The sequence below is a fragment of the Streptomyces sp. NPDC057271 genome, assembly GCF_042668715.1.
In the GTDB taxonomy this organism is placed as follows: domain Bacteria; phylum Actinomycetota; class Actinomycetes; order Streptomycetales; family Streptomycetaceae; genus Streptomyces.
On sequence record NZ_JBHUYJ010000007.1, the window covers coordinates 66,093 to 80,805 of the forward strand.

Sequence of the window (14,713 nt, forward strand, 5' to 3'; positions counted from 1 at the left end):
CAACTCCCCCTGGGGTCCTACGACTCAGGACGAGCGGGGGAGCGTTCTGGTTGTACGGATCCGGTCTCGGTTCAGTGCGCGGTACGCAGCGAGAGGTTCCGCGCCTCGACCCGCGCGCTGTGGCTGCCGTAGAGCGTGATCGACACGACGCCGAGGACCGCGACGAGACCCAGGAGGACCGTGCCCGCCCAGCCGCCGGAGTGGAAGGCGATCGCGCCGAGCGTGCCGCCCACGCTGCTGCCGATGTAGTACGCGGACTGGTAGAGCGCCGAGGCCTGCGCACGGCCCGTCGTCGCGGTCCGGCTCACCGAGGAGGAGGCGACCGCGTGCCCGGCGAAGAAGCCGGCCGTGATCAGGACCAGGCCGAGCAGGACGGCGGCGAGGGCGTCGGAGAGCGAGAGCAGCAGACCGGCCGCGGTGGTGCCGACGGTCAGGTAGAGGGCCCCGCGCCGGCCGAGCCGGCCGACGAGCTTCCCGGCCGCCGCCGAGGAGACCGTACCGACCAGGTAGACCAGGAAGATCGAGCCGATGACGCCCTGGGGGAGCGAGAACGGGGCCTCGACCAGGCGGTAGCCGATGACGGTGTAGACCGCGCCGAAGACCGTCATGAACAGGGCGCCGATCGCGTACAGACGCATCAGCAGCGGGTCGGCGAGATGCGTGCGGACCGTCGCCGCGAGCGCCTTCGGGTTGAGCGAACCCGGCGTGAAGTGGCGGGCCTCGGGGATGAGGACCCGGAAGGCGACCGCGCAGGCCACCGCCATCAGACCGACCGCGAGGAGGCCGGCGCGCCAGCCCCACATCTGCGCCACCCAGCCGGTGACGATGCGGCCGCTCATCCCGCCGATCGAGTTGCCCGCGACGAAGAGGCCGATCGCGGCGATCAGCGCCTTGGGCCGTACCTCCTCGGCGAGGAACGCCATCGCGGAGGCCGGCAGACCCGCGAGTGCCGCGCCCTGGACCGCGCGCAGGGCGACCAGCCACTCCAGGCTCGGGGCGAACGGGACGAGCAGTCCGACGGCGACCGCGACGGAGAGCGAGGCGGTCATCATCGTGCGCCGGCCGAAGCGCTCCGAGAGGGCGCTCATCGGGAGGACGAGGAGGGCGAGGGCGCCGGTCGCGGCGGAGACCGTCCAGGAGGCGGCGGAGGCGGTGGCGCCGAACTCGGCGGAGATCGCGGGAAGGAGGGCCTGGGTGGAGTAGAGGAGCGCGAAGGCGGCGAGGCCGGCGGCGAAGAGCGCGAAACTCATCCGGCGGTGACCGGGGGCTCCGGGGGCGAGACGGGTGTCGGCGACCGTGCTGGTGGCGGCCGCCTTGGTACTGGCGGAAGGCATGTCTCGAACGTAGGACGATTCGTTTCATGCGTCCAATGCATGGAACTGATGTAATCGTTCCCATGGTGCATGAGTACAGGTCACAGGGTCGGCTGTCACCGAGTAGTTACGAAGAAGACATGGGGCTGCTGCTCGCGCCACGGCTCGCGTACTTCGCGGCGGTGGCCCGCCACGAGCATGTGACCAGGGCTGCGGCCGAGATGGGGGTGCCGCAGTCGACGCTCTCACGGGCGATGGTCCGGCTCGAACAGGACCTGGGGGTGGCCCTCTTCGCCCGGAGGGGCCGTACGGTCTCGCTCACCCCGGCCGGCCGGACGTTCCTGGCCTCCGCCGAGCGGGCCCTCGCCGAGGTGGAGCGGGCGGCGGACTCCGTACGGGCCGACGCGGACCCGGCGGCGGGGCGGGTCGCGTTCGGGTTCCTGCACACCATGGGCTCCGAGACCGTCCCCGGGCTCATCCGCGCCTTCCGGGTCGACCACCCCCGAGTCCGCTTCACCCTCGTCCAGAACTACGGCGAGGCGATGATCGAACGGCTGCGGGCCGGGGACCTGGACCTGTGCCTGACCTCTCCCGTCCCGGACGCGCCGGACCTCGTGGCCCGCCGCCTGGACGAGCAGCGCCTGCGGCTGGTCGTCCCGGACGACCACCGGCTCGCCTCCCGCAAGCGGGTCCGGCTCGCGGAGGCGGCGGAGGAGACCTTCGTGACCCTGGAGCCCGGCTACGGGCTGCGGCGCATCACCGACGACCTGTGCGCGGAGGCCGGTTTCACCCCGCGTGTCGCCTTCGAGGGCGAGGAGGCCGAGACCCTCCGCGGCCTGGTCGCGGCGGGCCTCGGCGTCGCGCTGCTGCCGCCGCCCGCGGTCCCGCGCCCCGGCGTCGTCGAGCTCACGGTCACGGCCCCGCGCGCGGTGCGCGAGATCGGTGTCGCCTGGCTCGACGGCCACCCGGACACGGCACCGGTGGCGGCCTTCAAGCGCTTCCTGCTGAGCAAGCGGGGGAGCCTCCTGCCCGAATAGGTATCTCCCAGACCCTGTCGTCAAAGTCTCGCCCGGCGGCGCGGGGCGCGGCCGAAGCCCGCCGCCAGCGGCATCCGCAGTCCCAGCGGCGGCGGAGCCGCGAGCGCGTCCGCGACCGGGCGGGCGAACGAGCGGGCGAAGAGGGAGCCGAGGACGAAGTCGGCGGCCAGGGCGTGGATTTCGCCGTGGTACTGGCGCAGCGCGTGGCCGTCGGTGTGCACCTCGAAGCGGCACGTGTCGCGGTTCGCCTTCTTCACCCGTTCCGCCAGCCGGTACGACAGCTCCGGATCCGTCCGGGCGTCGTTCGTGCCGTGCACGATCAGGATCCGGCGCCCGACCAGCTGGCGCACGGGCTCGGGCTCGGCCGCCACGTCGTCCTCCGGCAGCCACGGCGCGAGCGCGAGCACCGCGTCGACGGCCGCGTGTCCGGCCGCACGCAGCGCGGCCCGCGCGCCCATCCCGTGGCCTGCCAGGCAGACCGGGACGTCGCCGTAGCGCCGTACCGCCTCCGCCACCGCCCAGGAGGCGTCCGAGGCCAACTGGGCGTCCGTGCCGTTCCAGCCCCGCCCCCGGTAGCGCACCACATGCGCCACCAGGCCGTCCTGCAGGCCCGCCCTGGCCAGTCGGCGGCCCAGCGGCAGCAGCGCCGCGTGCGCCCGGAGCGAGGCGCCCCGCGCGGACGCCACCTCGCCGTCGGGAAGAAGCAGGACCACACCGCCCACCGCCGTACCGGGGTGCGATGCGCCGACGGGCCGTCCGAGCCGGGGTGTCCGGCTGCCGACAGCCCCTACGAGTGCGGAGTGCGCCATGGCAGAACAGTCTCAGAAGCCGAGGTGTACGCCATCCGTACGCGCGGTCACTGTTGTGTATCGACAAGCGAGTTGAGGAGGGGCGCTCTACGCGCGTAGGGGCTAGAGTGCGGAAATGACGAGCCAGACCCCCAACGTCCCCACCGCGGACCAGATCCGCCGCGCCCCGAAGGTGCTCCTCCACGACCACCTCGACGGCGGACTGCGCCCCGGCACGATCATCGAACTCGCCCTCGCGCAGGGCTATGCCAACCTCCCCGAGACCGAACCGGACAAGCTCGGCATCTGGTTCCGCGAGGCCGCCGACTCCGGCTCCCTGGAGCGCTATCTGGAGACCTTCGCGCACACCTGCGCCGTCATGCAGACCCGCGAGGCCCTCGTCCGCGTCGCTGCCGAGTGCGCGGTGGACCTCGCGGAGGACGGTGTCGTCTACGCCGAGGTGCGCTACGCCCCCGAGCAGCACCTGGAGGCCGGACTCACCCTGGAGGAGGTCGTCGAGGCGGTCAACGAGGGCTTCCGCGAGGGCGAGCGCCAGGCCAGGGCGAACGGCCACCGCATCCGGGTGGGCGCGCTGCTGACGGCGATGCGGCACGCCGCCCGCGCCCTGGAGATCGCCGAACTCGCCAACCGCTACCGCGACTCCGGCGTCGTCGGCTTCGACATCGCGGGCGCCGAGGCCGGCTACCCGCCCACCCGCCACCTCGACGCCTTCGAGTACCTCAAGCGGGAGAACAACCACTTCACGATCCACGCCGGCGAGGCCTTCGGCCTGCCGTCCATCTGGCAGGCCCTGCAGTGGTGCGGCGCCGACAGGCTCGGCCACGGCGTGCGGATCATCGACGACATCGAGGTCGCCGACGACGGCTCGGTGCGGCTCGGCCGGCTCGCGGCGTACGTCAGGGACAAGCGCGTCCCGCTGGAGATGTGCCCGACCTCCAACCTCCAGACCGGCGCGGCGGACTCCATCGCGGAACACCCCATCGGCCTGCTCCGCAAGCTGCATTTCCGTGCCACGGTCAACACCGACAACCGCCTGATGAGCGGTACGAGTATGAGCCGGGAATTCGAGCAGCTGGTCGAGGCATTCGACTACACGCTCGACGACATGGCGTGGTTCACGGTCAATGCGATGAAATCAGCGTTCATTCCTTTCGATGAACGTCTGGCCATGATCAATGACGTGATCAAGCCCGGATATGCCGAGCTGAAGTCCGAATGGCTGTTCCGGCAGACTGCCACGACCAGCGAGTCTTCCTCCCGGGCGGGCTGAGGGCGGGCTTCGGGGCAGGAGCGGGGCGGCCGGGGAACATCTGCTCGGCCGCCTTTCGGTGTTTGCGGGAGTGTCATCCGGTGGCTAAGTTGCAAAGCCGCTCTGCATTCCCCGAATTCCTGCTTTCCTCGAAGCTCGAAGATCCCCAAGATCCCCAAGGATGATTTTCTGATGAAGCAGTCTGCCGCCAAGACGCTCGGTGTCGCCGCTCTCGGTGCCGCTTTCGCCGCTGCCGCCGCCGGCACGGCCACCGCCGCACCGTCGCTGCCCGCCACCCCGGACGCGCTCGGCCTGGTCACCAAGACCGTGCCGCTGGGTGACGTCGCCGAGCTCCCCGACGGCGCCGCCGAATCCCTTCTCTCCGGCCAGTCGTCGGTCGACCAGGGCGTCAAGACCCTGCCGGCCGCCGCGGGTGCCGCCACCCAGCACCTCCCGCTCGACGCCGCCAACGGCCCGCTGGCCAGCACCCCGGTCGGCGGCCTGCTCGGCGGCCTGCCGGTGGGCGCCCTGCCGCTCGGCTGACCCGATCACGCCGCACGCATGCCGATGGGGCGCCCACCCGGTCCGGGTGAGCGCCCCATCGGTGTACGTACGGCGTGCCCTTACCAGGCCGTGCTCGCCGGCTTCTCCTGCGGGAGCAGCAGCCAGAGCGCGAGGTACAGGAGGAACTGCGGACCGGGCAGCAGGCACGAGACGAGGAAGATGACCCGCATGGTGGTGGCCGAGGTGCCGAAGCGCCGTGCCAGCGCTGCGCACACTCCGCCGATCATGCGGCCTTCGCGGGGGCGGGCAAGTGCGGCCATGGTGGGCTCCTTCGGGAAGCGTCTCCCGGAAGCCGCTCCGTCGGGCTTCCGATGACTCCATACTCGCCCGGGGCCGGGGGACAAAGCGTCGGTCTACGGGGCGATCCCGACCCTGGGAATCGTCGGGGTAGACCCCTGAGAACCCTCGTTCCGCAGCAGGGCCGAACCCCGGCCCGGCCTGGTCCCCGAGGAGGACCGGCCGGCCGCCCCGTCCCACCTGCGGCGCAGCCGCGCCCGCCCGGCGGGCACCAGCAGCACATGCGCGAGTGCCACCCCCGCGGTGTTCAGAAGCAGCGAGTCCACGTCCACGACCTGGCCCGGCACGGCGGTCTGCAGCAGCTCGACGGCGAGCGACACGAGCGCCCCGGCGGCGACCGTACGGGCCAGGGAGGCCCACGGCGACACATGGAGGCGGCCGTCGGCCATCGGCAGCAGGACGCCGAGTGGTGCCAGGAGCAGCAGGCCCTCGCCGATCCGCCGGGCGGCCTCGACCGGGCCGAGCGCGAGATCCGCCTGGATCCCCGCCAGCGGGGTCAGGTTCGGCGCGGTCACCCAGGCCACGTCACGTGGTCGGAGCGTGACCCAGGCGACGAGCAGCAGATGCGCGAGGAGGAGGACGAACCCCGCCACGCGTACGACCACGGCGGCACTGCCGCCCGAACCTTGACGCTGCACGCCCCCCAAGATGCGTCCCGTCCCGGAGTCGGTTCCGCCGCGCGGCGGAACACCCGCTTCAGGACGCGGAGGGGCTGGGCGCACCCGTCGTCGGGGGCGCCGACTCCGGGCGTTCCCTCAGCCCGGCCGTGCACACGTAGTGGCGTGGCGGATAGCGACCGGGCCCGCCGAGGACCACGCTCGCCTCGCCGGCGCCCGCCGAGCTGTGCGCCAGCGTGCAGACGATCTGCGACAGCGCGGTCGGTGTCAGGTCCTCCGGCTGCCGGCTCAGCCGCAGCGTGCCCGCCGGATCGCCCTTGTACCCGCCGGTGACGAGCAGCGGTCCCTTGACGGCCGTCGAGAACCCGGCCTGCCGCTCGTTCTCCGACGGCTCGGCCGGCAACTGCGCGAGCAGCGCCGAAGCGGTGGCGACCCGGTCCCCGTTCGCCTTCTCCTGAGGCAGCGGCGCCCGCCGGTCCACCGGCTCCAGCTGCGACCCGCAGAGCAGGAAGACCCGGACCGGGACCCCCGACGTCTGCGTGGCGATCTCGTCGCCCGTGACGCTGCACGGCACCCGCGAGGGGGCCGGTCCCGCGTCGACGGGTACCGACGTCGTCCTGATCCCGCACCCGGAGGCGAGCGCGGTCAGCACGACGGCCGCCGCCACCCCTCCCGTACGTACTCCCGCACGGCGAAGCCCGCTCAACTCTTCTCCACCTCGCCCTGCTCGCTGTCCTGCGGAAGCCGCAGGACGAACACCGCGCCGTCGCCGTCGGGCGAGTTCGCGGCCGTGATCGAACCGCCGTGGATCAGCGCGTTCTCCATGGCGATCGACAGTCCCAGACCGCTGCCCTCCGACCGGGGCCGGGACGCGCTCGCCTTGTAGAAGCGGTCGAAGACGTGCGGCAGAACCTCCTCGGGGATGCCCGGGCCGTGGTCCCGCACCTCGATGACCAGCTCGCCGTCCTCCGTGCGGATCGCCACCCGTACCGGCGAACCGCCGTGCTTGAGCGCGTTCCCGATGAGGTTCGCCAGGATCACGTCGAGCCGGCGCGGGTCGAGCCGGGCCATGATCCCGCGCTCTGCGTCCAGCTGCACGGCGTCCAGCCAGGCGCGGGCGTCGATGCACGCGGTGACCTGGTCGGCGACGTCCACGTCGTCCAGGACGAGCCGCGCGGTGCCCGCGTCGAAGCGGGTCACCTCCATCAGGTTCTCCACCAGGTCGTTCAGCCGCCGCGTCTCGCTCACCACGAGCGCCACGGCCGGCGCGATCATCGGGTCGAGGGAGTCCTGCTCGTCCTCCAGGACCTCCGTCACGGCCGTCAGCGCCGTCAGCGGCGTCCGCAGCTCGTGGGACATGTCCGCGACGAACCGCCGGCTGGACTCCTCCCGCGCGCTCATGTCCGCGACCTTCTTCTGCAGGGACTCGGCCGCGCTGTTGAACGTCCGCGACAGATCGGCCAGTTCGTCCGTGCCCGAGACCCGCAGCCGGGTGTCGAGCTTGCCCTCGCCGAGCCGCCGAGCCGCCTCACCCAGCCGGTGCACGGGACGCAGCACCGTCGTGGCCGCGGCCTGAGCGAGCAGGGCCGAGCCGACGAGCGCGAGCGCCGTCGCGATCCCCAACGACCAGGCCAGCGAGTTCAGATCCGCCCGCTCGGCCTCCAGCGACTTGAACATGAAGCCGGTGGGCCCGCCGCCGGCGATCCGCGTCCCGCCGACCAGATACGGCGTCTGACCGCGCTGCGTCCGCTGCCAGAACAGGTGGTAAGGGCTGGTGTCGCCCTCCTTGACCGGCCGCGCGGTGTCCACCGCGACGCGCAGCGACTCCGGTACGTCGGCCAGGGTGAAGGTGTCCGGGTTCGAGGCCCCGATGATCGGCTTGCCCGCGTCCCGCTCCCCGAGCAGCAGCACGCTGTACCCGGCGCTGCCGCTCGCCATCTGCTCGGCGGTACGCCGCAGATCGTCCTCGGTGGGACGCAGCGGCAGCGTCGCGGCCCGGTTCTGCATCTCCTGCCGGAAGTCGTTCAGCGACCCGTCCTGCGTCCTGGTCAGCACCGCCTCGCGGTTGAGCCAGTACGCGATCCCGGACGCGGACACCGCGGCCGTGAGCGCCACGAGGGCGAAGACGACGACGAGCCGCAATCGCAGGCTGGTGAACCGCAGCCCGGTGAACATCGCTCTTCTCACGCAGGGACGTCCAGCCGGTAGCCCACGCCGCGCACGGTACGGATCAGGGTCGGCGAGGACGGCACGTCCTCCACCTTGGCGCGCAGCCGCTGCACACAGGCGTCGACCAGGCGCGAGTCGCCCAGGTAGTCGTGCTCCCACACCAGGCGCAGCAACTGCTGGCGCGACAGGGCCTGTCCGGGCCGCCGGCTCAGTTCGAGGAGCAGCCGCAGCTCGGTCGGCGTGAGCTGCAGGTCCTCCCCGTTCTTCGTCACCGTCATCGCGGAACGGTCGATGACCAGCGAGCCGAAGGTCGCCGAGTCGGTGGACTCCCGCTCGCCGCGCCGCAGTACGGCCCGGATGCGGGCGTCGAGCACCCGCCCCTGGACCGGCTTGACGACGTAGTCGTCCGCGCCGGACTCCAGGCCGACGACCACGTCGATGTCGTCACTTCGCGCGGTGAGCAGGATGATCGGCAGCTGGTCGGTGCGCCGGATGCGCCGGCACACCTCGAAGCCGTCGATTCCGGGCAGCATGACGTCCAGCACGACCAGGTCCGGCCGCTGCTCCTTGAGCAGCTTCAGGCCGTCCTCGCCCGTCGCCGCGGTGGCCACTCGGTGGCCCTGGCGTGACAGCGAGAGTTCGAGGGCCGTGCGGATGGCGTCGTCGTCCTCGATCAGCAACAGGAAAGGCACGGGCGCCATTCTGTCGCATGCGGCCACCTGAGTTCGACTGTGTGGCCGGACCGGTGCCTGTGACAGGGCTGTGACAGTCGGCGGACACCCCGATGAAAGTGCCCGGGCAAGCTTCTTGGCACACGGACAGACACACTCCAACCGACGGGGGGCGCACGATGAACGCACTGCACAGCACCACCTCAAGCGCAGTAGTCACGCGCCTCCACGATGTCGTCGTGCGGAGTGCGGAGAAGTCCGGCGGTGCCGGGGGTACCTCCCTGCTCGAGCGGAGTCGAGAGCTCGGGGGAGCACGGGGGTGCGGCCGAGCCACCGGACGTCAGCACAAGGCGCCGTACATGGTCGCCGTGGCTGACGGGGGAGCGGCGTACGGGGAGGCCACGGGGGAGCGGCAGTCGGTGTCGGAGGCGGAGTTCACCGCCTACGTCCAGGAACGCCGCGCCTCCCTGTACGCCACCGCCTACCACCTGACCGGTGACCGGTTCGAGGCCGAGGACCTGCTGCAGAGCGCGCTGTTCTCGACCTACCGGGCCTGGGACCGGATCAGTGACAAGGCGGCCGTGGGCGGCTATCTGCGCCGCACCATGACGAACCTGCACATCAGCGCGTGGCGCAGGCGGAAGCTGAACGAGTACCCCACCGAGGAGCTGCCGGAGACGGCGGGCGACACGGACGCGATGCGGGGGACCGAGCTGCGCGCGGTGCTGTGGCAGGCGCTGGCCCGGCTGCCCGAGCTCCAGCGGACGATGCTGGTGCTGCGCTACTACGAGGGCCGTACGGATCCGGAGATCGCGGAGATCCTGGACATCAGTGTCGGCACGGTGAAGTCGAGCATCTGGCGCTCCCTGCGCCGGCTGCGCGAGGACGAGGTCCTGAGCTTCGGCCGTGACGAGGAGGAGTCCTTCGGCGAGCTGGTGGCCTGAAGGTCGGGGGGCGACGGGGGAAGAACGGGGGGACGTACGGGGGTACGGGGGAAGCGCGGTCGGACAAGCCGGGGGGTCTTGTTCGACCGCGTCTCTTTTTGTTTCCGGCCCTGGTGAGCCGGGCCGTCGAGCCCGGGGCGCCTCAGTGCGCCGCGGGGGTCCGGTGGCGGCCCGCCGCGGCGGCGGCGAGGCGGCCCAACGCCTCCCGCTTGGCACAGGGGTGGGCGCCCAGCGCCGTCTGGCGGGCCACGATGGAGCGCTCCGAGCGCATCAGGCGCCAGCCGCGGCGCAGCAGGAACGGGACCGACTTGCGGCCCTCCCTGAGATCACGCAGGAGGCGGCGGCGGAACGTCGTCGAGGGGCGGCCACGCAGACACAGCGCGTCGGCGAGGACCCCGAGGTCCTGGCAGCGCTCCACGATCTCCGCCGCGAAGATCCCCTCCGCCACGAAGAGCGGGGTCCGGCCGATGTCCAGCGCGTCGCGGTCGACACGCGAGCTGGTGGCGAGGTCGTACACGGGGATGTCCGTACGGCCCGTGCGGCACAGCGCCACGATCGCCGCGACGGCGGCGTCGGCGTCCCAGGAGCGCGGGGAGTCCCAGTCGATGTCGGCGCTGCCCGCGACCAGTGGGAGCGTCGGGTCGTCGCCCTCCTTGTAGAAGTCGTCGAGGCGCAGGACCGGGAGGCCGGCGACGGCGGCGAGGGACGACTTGCCGGAGCCTGAGGGGCCCGCGAGCAGGACGACGCGGGTCGGGATCGGTTGGGAACTCACGGGACACCAGTGTGAGGCATTCCCCCGGGCAGGGGACCCCGAGGGAGGGGGTTGGTATCCAGCGTCACATCTCAACTACTCTCGGTGTCTCTGTCGTTACCCGACGTCGAAGGATCCTCATGGCGCGTCACAAGAAATCCAGGACCCCCGGCCGCGGCGCCCTACTGAAGGCCGGGCTGACCGCGACGGCGGCGGGAGCGGCGGTGCTCGGCATGGGTGCCACGGCCCAGGCGGCCGCCCCGCTGCCGCTGCCGGTCGAAGCGCTCGCCGGCAGCGACGCCGTCGCGGCCCTCGGGGCCACCGGTCACGCGGTGGGCCCGCTGACGAGCCTTCAGCTCGACCCGCTGGCGAACACCGGGGTCGACCCGCTGGACAACGGGGTCGGCACCCAGGTCGCCGACTTCAAGCCGGTGGGGACCAACCTGGTGACCGACCACGTCACGAAGGGCGGGGGCCTGGACGATCTGCCGCTGGTCGGCGAGGTGGCGGGGCTGCTGCCGACGAACTGACGGCTCCCTGGCCGGCCCCCGGCGCGACCCGCTGGTGGCCCACGCCCCCTGGAGGGCACCTCCCGTACGAACCAGGCCGCGGCGAAGGCGAGCGCGGCCGGCACGGCCGTTACCAGGAGCACCCCGTGCAGCCCGCTCGTCACCGCCGCCGCGAACCCCTCCCGTACCGGCTCGGGAAGCTCCCGCAGCCGGGCCGGGGTCAGCGACGTGTCCGCCCCGTCGAGCCGGGCCGTGAAGACCGCGCCGAGCGTCGCGACGCCGAGTGAGCCGCCGATGGTGCGGACGAGCGTGACGGTGCCTCCCCCTACGCCCCGGTGGCGTGGGGGGACCCCCAGTGGCGCCCATGTCGCGTGGCCGGGCATGAGAAACGGCCCCCGGGACACCCGGGGGCCGCCTCTCGCCGGCCGTTAGTACGACGAGCCGCTCGCGCCCAGCGAACCCGTCGGGTGCCAGACGGTCTTCGTCTCCAGGAAGGCCGTCATCCGCTCAGTGCCCGGGGACTCCGCGAAGTCCACCGCGCGCGGGCGCAGGACGCGCTTGAGGTTGTCCGCGGCCGCGATCTCCAGCTCACGGGCCAGGTCCGCGTCCGCGCCCGTCAGGTCGATCGCGTTGACGTCCTGGTGGGCCGCCAGGTGCGGGCCCATCTCCGCGGCCTTGCCGGACAGGATGTTCACGACACCGCCCGGCAGGTCGGAGGTGGCCAGCACCTCGCCGAGGGAGAGCGCCGGCAGCGGCGCCTTCTCCGACGCGATCACCACGACCGTGTTGCCCGTCGCGATCACCGGGGCGATCACCGAGACCAGCCCGAGGAAGGACGAGTCCTGCGGGGCCACGACCGTCACGACGCCCGTCGGCTCCGGGGTCGACAGGTTAAAGTACGGGCCCGCCACCGGGTTCGCGCCGCCCACGATCTGGGCGATCTTGTCGGTCCAGCCCGCGTACCAGACCCACCGGTCGACGGCCGCGTCGACGACCGCGGCCGCCTTGGACTTAGACAGGCCCTCCGCGCCCGCGACCTCGGCCGTGAACTGGTCCCGGCGGCCCTCCAGCATCTCGGCGATGCGGTAGAGGATCTGGCCGCGGTTGTACGCCGTCGCGCCCGACCAGCCGCCGAACGCCTTGCGCGCGGCGACGACCGCGTCACGGGCGTCCTTGCGGGAGGAGAGGGGAGCGTTGGCCAGCCACTTGCCCTTGCTGTCCTGCACTTCGTACACCCGGCCGCTCTCGGAACGCGGGAACTTCCCGCCCACGTACAGCTTGTAGGTCTTGAAGACGGAAAGACGGTCAGACATCGAGGTACGCCTCCAGGCCGTGGCGACCGCCCTCGCGGCCGAAGCCCGACTCCTTGTAGCCGCCGAAGGGCGAGGTCGGGTCGAACTTGTTGAACGTGTTGGCCCAGACGACACCCGCGCGGAGCTTGTTGGCCACGGCCAGGATCCGCGAGCCCTTCTCCGTCCAGATGCCGGCCGACAGGCCGTACTGGCTGTTGTTGGCCTTGGCGACGGCCTCGTCCGGCGTACGGAAGCTCAGCACCGACAGGACCGGGCCGAAGATCTCGTCGCGGGCGATGGTGTGCGCCTGCGTGACGCCCGTGAAGAGCGTCGGGGCGAACCAGTAACCGGCGGCCGGGATCTCGCACGCGGCGGTCCAGCGCTCTGCGCCCTCGGCCTCGCCGCGGTCCACCAGCGAGGTGATGCGGGCCAGCTGCTCCGACGAGTTGATGGCGCCGATGTCGGTGTTCTTGTCGAGCGGGTCGCCGAGGCGGAGCGTGGAGAGCCGCCGCTTCAGGCTGTCGAGCAGCTCGTCCTGGACCGACTCCTGGACCAGCAGTCGCGAGCCCGCGCAGCAGACCTGGCCCTGGTTGAAGAAGATGCCGTTGACGATGCCCTCGACGGCCTGGTCGATCGGCGCGTCGTCGAAGACGATGTTCGCGCCCTTGCCGCCCAGCTCCAGGGTCACCTTCTTGTGCGTGCCGGCGACGGAGCGGGCGATCGACTTGCCGACCGCGGTCGAGCCGGTGAAGGCGACCTTGTTCACGTCCGGGTGCTCGACGAGCGCGGCGCCCGTGTCCCCGTAACCGGGAAGGATGTTGACGACGCCCTTCGGCAGCCCGGCCTGGCGGCAGATGTCCGCGAAGAACAGGGCGGAGAGCGGGGTCGTCTCGGCGGGCTTCAGGACGACCGTGTTGCCGGTCGCCAGCGCCGGGGCGATCTTCCACGCCAGCATGAGCAGCGGGAAGTTCCACGGGATGACCTGGCCGGCCACGCCGAGCGGGCGCGGGTTCGCGCCGTAGCCCGCGTGGTCGAGCTTGTCCGCCCAGCCCGCGTAGTAGAAGAAGTGCGCGGCGACCAGCGGAAGGTCCGCGTCGCGCGTCTCCTTGATCGGCTTGCCGTTGTCCAGGGTCTCCAGGACGGCCAGCTCACGGCTGCGCTCCTGGATGATCCGGGCGATCCGGAAGAGGTACTTGGCGCGCTCGGAGCCGGGCAGCGCCGACCACTTCTCGAACGCCTTCCGCGCCGCCCTGACCGCGCGGTCGACGTCCTCGGCGCCCGCCTGGGCGACCTCGGCGAGGACCTCCTCGGTGGAGGGGGAGACGGTCTTGAATACCTTGCCGTCGGCCGCCTCGACGAACTCGCCGTCGATGAACAGGCCGTAGGCGGGGGCGATGTCGACGACGGACCGGGACTCGGGCGCCGGTGCGTACTCGAATGCAGATGCCATGATGATCAGTCCACCGTCACGTAATCGGGGCCGGAGTAGCGGCCGGTCGCCAGCTTCTGACGCTGCATGAGCAGGTCGTTGAGCAGGCTGGAGGCACCGAAGCGGAACCAGTGGTTGTCCAGCCAGTCCTCGCCGACGGTCTCGTTGACCAGGACCAGGAACTTGATGGCTTCCTTGGTGTTGCGGATGCCGCCGGCGGGCTTCACGCCCACCTGGACGCCGGTCTGCGCGCGGAAGTCGCGCACCGCCTCCAGCATCAGGAGCGTGTTGGCCGGAGTGGCGTTGACCGCGACCTTTCCGGTCGAGGTCTTGATGAAGTCGGCGCCCGCCATCATGCCGAGCCAGGAGGCGCGGCGGATGTTGTCGTACGTCGAGAGCTCACCGGTCTCGAAGATGACCTTCAGGCGGGCCTCGCCGGAGGCCTCCTTCACGGCCCGGATCTCTTCGAGGACCTTCATGTAGTTCCCGGCGAGGAACGCGCCCCGGTCGATCACCATGTCGATCTCGTCGGCCCCGGCGGCGACGGCGTCGCGGGTGTCCGCCAGCTTCACGTCGAGCGCGGCGCGGCCGGCGGGGAAGGCGGTGGCGACGGAGGCGACCTTGACGGCGGAACCCCTGAGGGCGGCCTTGGCGGTGGCCACCATGTCCGGGTAGACGCAGACCGCGGCGGTCGTCGGGGTCGTACGGTCGGTCGGATCGGGGTGGACGGCCTTGGCGGCGAGCGCCCGGACCTTGCCCGGGGTGTCCGCGCCTTCGAGCGTCGTCAGGTCGATCATGGAAATGGCCAGGTCAATGGCGTAGGCCTTGGCCGTGGTCTTGATCGAGCGGGTGCCGAGGGACGCGGCGCGCGCCTCCAGGCCGACGGCGTCGACGCCGGGCAGCCCGTGGAGGAAGCGGCGCAGCGCACTGTCGGACGCGGTCACGTCGGCGAAAGCTGATGCTGCGGATGCAGTGGTGGGCATGGTCACCAGTCGAGCATATCTACGCGCGTAGCGGCCTGTACAGCCCCCGGGTTCCGGAAGGGGATTCGTGGCCGCTGTC

At 71.8% G+C, this 14,713-nt stretch carries 17 protein-coding genes; 6 read left to right on the plus strand and 11 right to left on the minus strand.

The window, feature by feature from the left end:
* Positions 1–71: 71 nt before the first annotated feature.
* Positions 72–1,334, minus strand: a complete 1,263-nt coding sequence (locus ACFUJR_RS05505) for an MFS transporter (RefSeq protein WP_383163215.1) — start codon at positions 1,332–1,334, stop codon at positions 72–74.
* 62 nt (positions 1,335–1,396) lie between these two features.
* On the opposite strand from ACFUJR_RS05505, the gene ACFUJR_RS05510 reads away from it, so the two are divergent.
* The gene (locus ACFUJR_RS05510) at positions 1,397–2,350 is read left to right on the plus strand and encodes a LysR family transcriptional regulator (protein ID WP_361596640.1); all 954 of its coding nucleotides are present in this window, start codon (positions 1,397–1,399) and stop codon (positions 2,348–2,350) included.
* A gap of 20 nt (positions 2,351–2,370) precedes the next feature.
* Here ACFUJR_RS05510 and ACFUJR_RS05515 read toward each other — a convergent pair whose 3' ends face one another.
* Positions 2,371–3,159 carry an alpha/beta hydrolase gene (locus tag ACFUJR_RS05515; protein ID WP_383163212.1) on the minus strand — a complete coding sequence of 263 codons (789 nt, stop codon included), beginning with the start codon at positions 3,157–3,159 and terminating at the stop codon, positions 2,371–2,373.
* Positions 3,160–3,274: 115 nt separating this feature from the next.
* Between ACFUJR_RS05515 and ACFUJR_RS05520 the strand changes: the two genes are divergently transcribed.
* Both ACFUJR_RS05520 and ACFUJR_RS05525 read left to right on the plus strand, forming a co-directional pair.
* Entirely contained in the window at positions 3,275–4,429 is a 1,155-nt protein-coding gene (locus ACFUJR_RS05520) for an adenosine deaminase (protein ID WP_383163210.1), read from the plus strand.
* A gap of 171 nt (positions 4,430–4,600) precedes the next feature.
* On the plus strand, positions 4,601–4,951 hold the full coding sequence (locus tag ACFUJR_RS05525) for a hypothetical protein (RefSeq protein WP_383163208.1): 351 nt from the start codon (positions 4,601–4,603) through the stop codon (positions 4,949–4,951).
* A gap of 80 nt (positions 4,952–5,031) precedes the next feature.
* Here ACFUJR_RS05525 and ACFUJR_RS05530 read toward each other — a convergent pair whose 3' ends face one another.
* From ACFUJR_RS05530 to afsQ1, 5 genes are all read right to left on the minus strand, one after another.
* The gene (locus ACFUJR_RS05530; RefSeq protein WP_383163207.1) at positions 5,032–5,232 is read right to left on the minus strand and encodes a PspC domain-containing protein; all 201 of its coding nucleotides are present in this window, start codon (positions 5,230–5,232) and stop codon (positions 5,032–5,034) included.
* Between the two features lie 93 nt (positions 5,233–5,325).
* Positions 5,326–5,907 carry a VanZ family protein gene (locus ACFUJR_RS05535; RefSeq protein ID WP_383163205.1) on the minus strand — a complete coding sequence of 194 codons (582 nt, stop codon included), beginning with the start codon at positions 5,905–5,907 and terminating at the stop codon, positions 5,326–5,328.
* 58 nt (positions 5,908–5,965) lie between these two features.
* Positions 5,966–6,592, minus strand: coding sequence for a hypothetical protein (locus ACFUJR_RS05540; RefSeq protein WP_383163203.1), 627 nt, complete (start codon positions 6,590–6,592; stop codon positions 5,966–5,968).
* Positions 6,589–8,061, minus strand: a complete 1,473-nt coding sequence (locus tag ACFUJR_RS05545; protein WP_383163201.1) for an ATP-binding protein — start codon at positions 8,059–8,061, stop codon at positions 6,589–6,591. The genes ACFUJR_RS05540 and ACFUJR_RS05545 overlap by 4 nt, the downstream gene beginning before the upstream one ends.
* Before the next feature lie 8 nt (positions 8,062–8,069).
* Positions 8,070–8,747, minus strand: a complete 678-nt coding sequence (gene afsQ1, locus ACFUJR_RS05550) for a two-component system response regulator AfsQ1 (RefSeq protein WP_181019089.1) — start codon at positions 8,745–8,747, stop codon at positions 8,070–8,072.
* Positions 8,748–8,905: 158 nt separating this feature from the next.
* Between afsQ1 and ACFUJR_RS05555 the strand changes: the two genes are divergently transcribed.
* Entirely contained in the window at positions 8,906–9,670 is a 765-nt protein-coding gene (locus ACFUJR_RS05555; RefSeq protein ID WP_383163198.1) for a SigE family RNA polymerase sigma factor, read from the plus strand.
* A 142-nt stretch (positions 9,671–9,812) separates the two neighbouring features.
* Here the strand turns inward: ACFUJR_RS05555 and ACFUJR_RS05560 are convergent, their stop codons facing one another.
* Entirely contained in the window at positions 9,813–10,442 is a 630-nt protein-coding gene (locus tag ACFUJR_RS05560) for an ATP-binding protein (RefSeq protein ID WP_383163196.1), read from the minus strand.
* Positions 10,443–10,561: 119 nt separating this feature from the next.
* Here ACFUJR_RS05560 and ACFUJR_RS05565 point away from each other — a divergent pair, with 119 nt between their 5' ends.
* Both ACFUJR_RS05565 and ACFUJR_RS05570 read left to right on the plus strand, forming a co-directional pair.
* Positions 10,562–10,951: a hypothetical protein gene (locus tag ACFUJR_RS05565; protein WP_383163194.1), complete on the plus strand. Its 390-nt coding sequence runs from the start codon at positions 10,562–10,564 to the stop codon at positions 10,949–10,951.
* Positions 10,952–11,076: 125 nt separating this feature from the next.
* A complete protein-coding gene (locus tag ACFUJR_RS05570; RefSeq protein ID WP_383163192.1) occupies positions 11,077–11,217 on the plus strand; it encodes a hypothetical protein in 141 nt (46 codons plus the stop codon).
* 141 nt (positions 11,218–11,358) lie between these two features.
* Here the strand turns inward: ACFUJR_RS05570 and ACFUJR_RS05575 are convergent, their stop codons facing one another.
* From ACFUJR_RS05575 to deoC, 3 genes are read right to left on the minus strand one after another with little or no spacing between them, the layout of a single operon-like run.
* Positions 11,359–12,243, minus strand: a complete 885-nt coding sequence (locus ACFUJR_RS05575; protein WP_383163190.1) for an aldehyde dehydrogenase family protein — start codon at positions 12,241–12,243, stop codon at positions 11,359–11,361.
* Positions 12,236–13,672 carry an aldehyde dehydrogenase family protein gene (locus tag ACFUJR_RS05580; protein WP_383163188.1) on the minus strand — a complete coding sequence of 479 codons (1,437 nt, stop codon included), beginning with the start codon at positions 13,670–13,672 and terminating at the stop codon, positions 12,236–12,238. Before ACFUJR_RS05580 ends, ACFUJR_RS05575 begins: the two co-directional genes overlap by 8 nt.
* 5 nt (positions 13,673–13,677) lie before the next feature.
* Entirely contained in the window at positions 13,678–14,634 is a 957-nt protein-coding gene (gene deoC / locus ACFUJR_RS05585) for a deoxyribose-phosphate aldolase (RefSeq protein ID WP_383163186.1), read from the minus strand.
* Positions 14,635–14,713: the final 79 nt, after the last annotated feature.

Excerpts from the sequence above, each read along its gene's own strand:
- ACFUJR_RS05575 (WP_383163190.1), bottom strand. The coding sequence starts at position 12,243 with ATGTCTGACCGTCTTTCCGTCTTCAAGACCTACAAGCTGTACGTGGGC.
- ACFUJR_RS05520 (WP_383163210.1), top strand. The coding sequence starts at position 3,275 with ATGACGAGCCAGACCCCCAACGTCCCCACCGCGGACCAGATCCGCCGC.
- ACFUJR_RS05515 (WP_383163212.1), bottom strand. The coding sequence starts at position 3,159 with ATGGCGCACTCCGCACTCGTAGGGGCTGTCGGCAGCCGGACACCCCGG.
- ACFUJR_RS05545 (WP_383163201.1), bottom strand. The coding sequence starts at position 8,061 with ATGTTCACCGGGCTGCGGTTCACCAGCCTGCGATTGCGGCTCGTCGTC.
- ACFUJR_RS05530 (WP_383163207.1), bottom strand. The coding sequence starts at position 5,232 with ATGGCCGCACTTGCCCGCCCCCGCGAAGGCCGCATGATCGGCGGAGTG.
- ACFUJR_RS05525 (WP_383163208.1), top strand. The coding sequence starts at position 4,601 with ATGAAGCAGTCTGCCGCCAAGACGCTCGGTGTCGCCGCTCTCGGTGCC.
- ACFUJR_RS05505 (WP_383163215.1), bottom strand. The coding sequence starts at position 1,334 with ATGCCTTCCGCCAGTACCAAGGCGGCCGCCACCAGCACGGTCGCCGAC.
- deoC (WP_383163186.1), bottom strand. The coding sequence starts at position 14,634 with ATGCCCACCACTGCATCCGCAGCATCAGCTTTCGCCGACGTGACCGCG.
- ACFUJR_RS05555 (WP_383163198.1), top strand. The coding sequence starts at position 8,906 with ATGAACGCACTGCACAGCACCACCTCAAGCGCAGTAGTCACGCGCCTC.
- ACFUJR_RS05510 (WP_361596640.1), top strand. The coding sequence starts at position 1,397 with ATGGTGCATGAGTACAGGTCACAGGGTCGGCTGTCACCGAGTAGTTAC.
- ACFUJR_RS05580 (WP_383163188.1), bottom strand. The coding sequence starts at position 13,672 with ATGGCATCTGCATTCGAGTACGCACCGGCGCCCGAGTCCCGGTCCGTC.
- ACFUJR_RS05565 (WP_383163194.1), top strand. The coding sequence starts at position 10,562 with ATGGCGCGTCACAAGAAATCCAGGACCCCCGGCCGCGGCGCCCTACTG.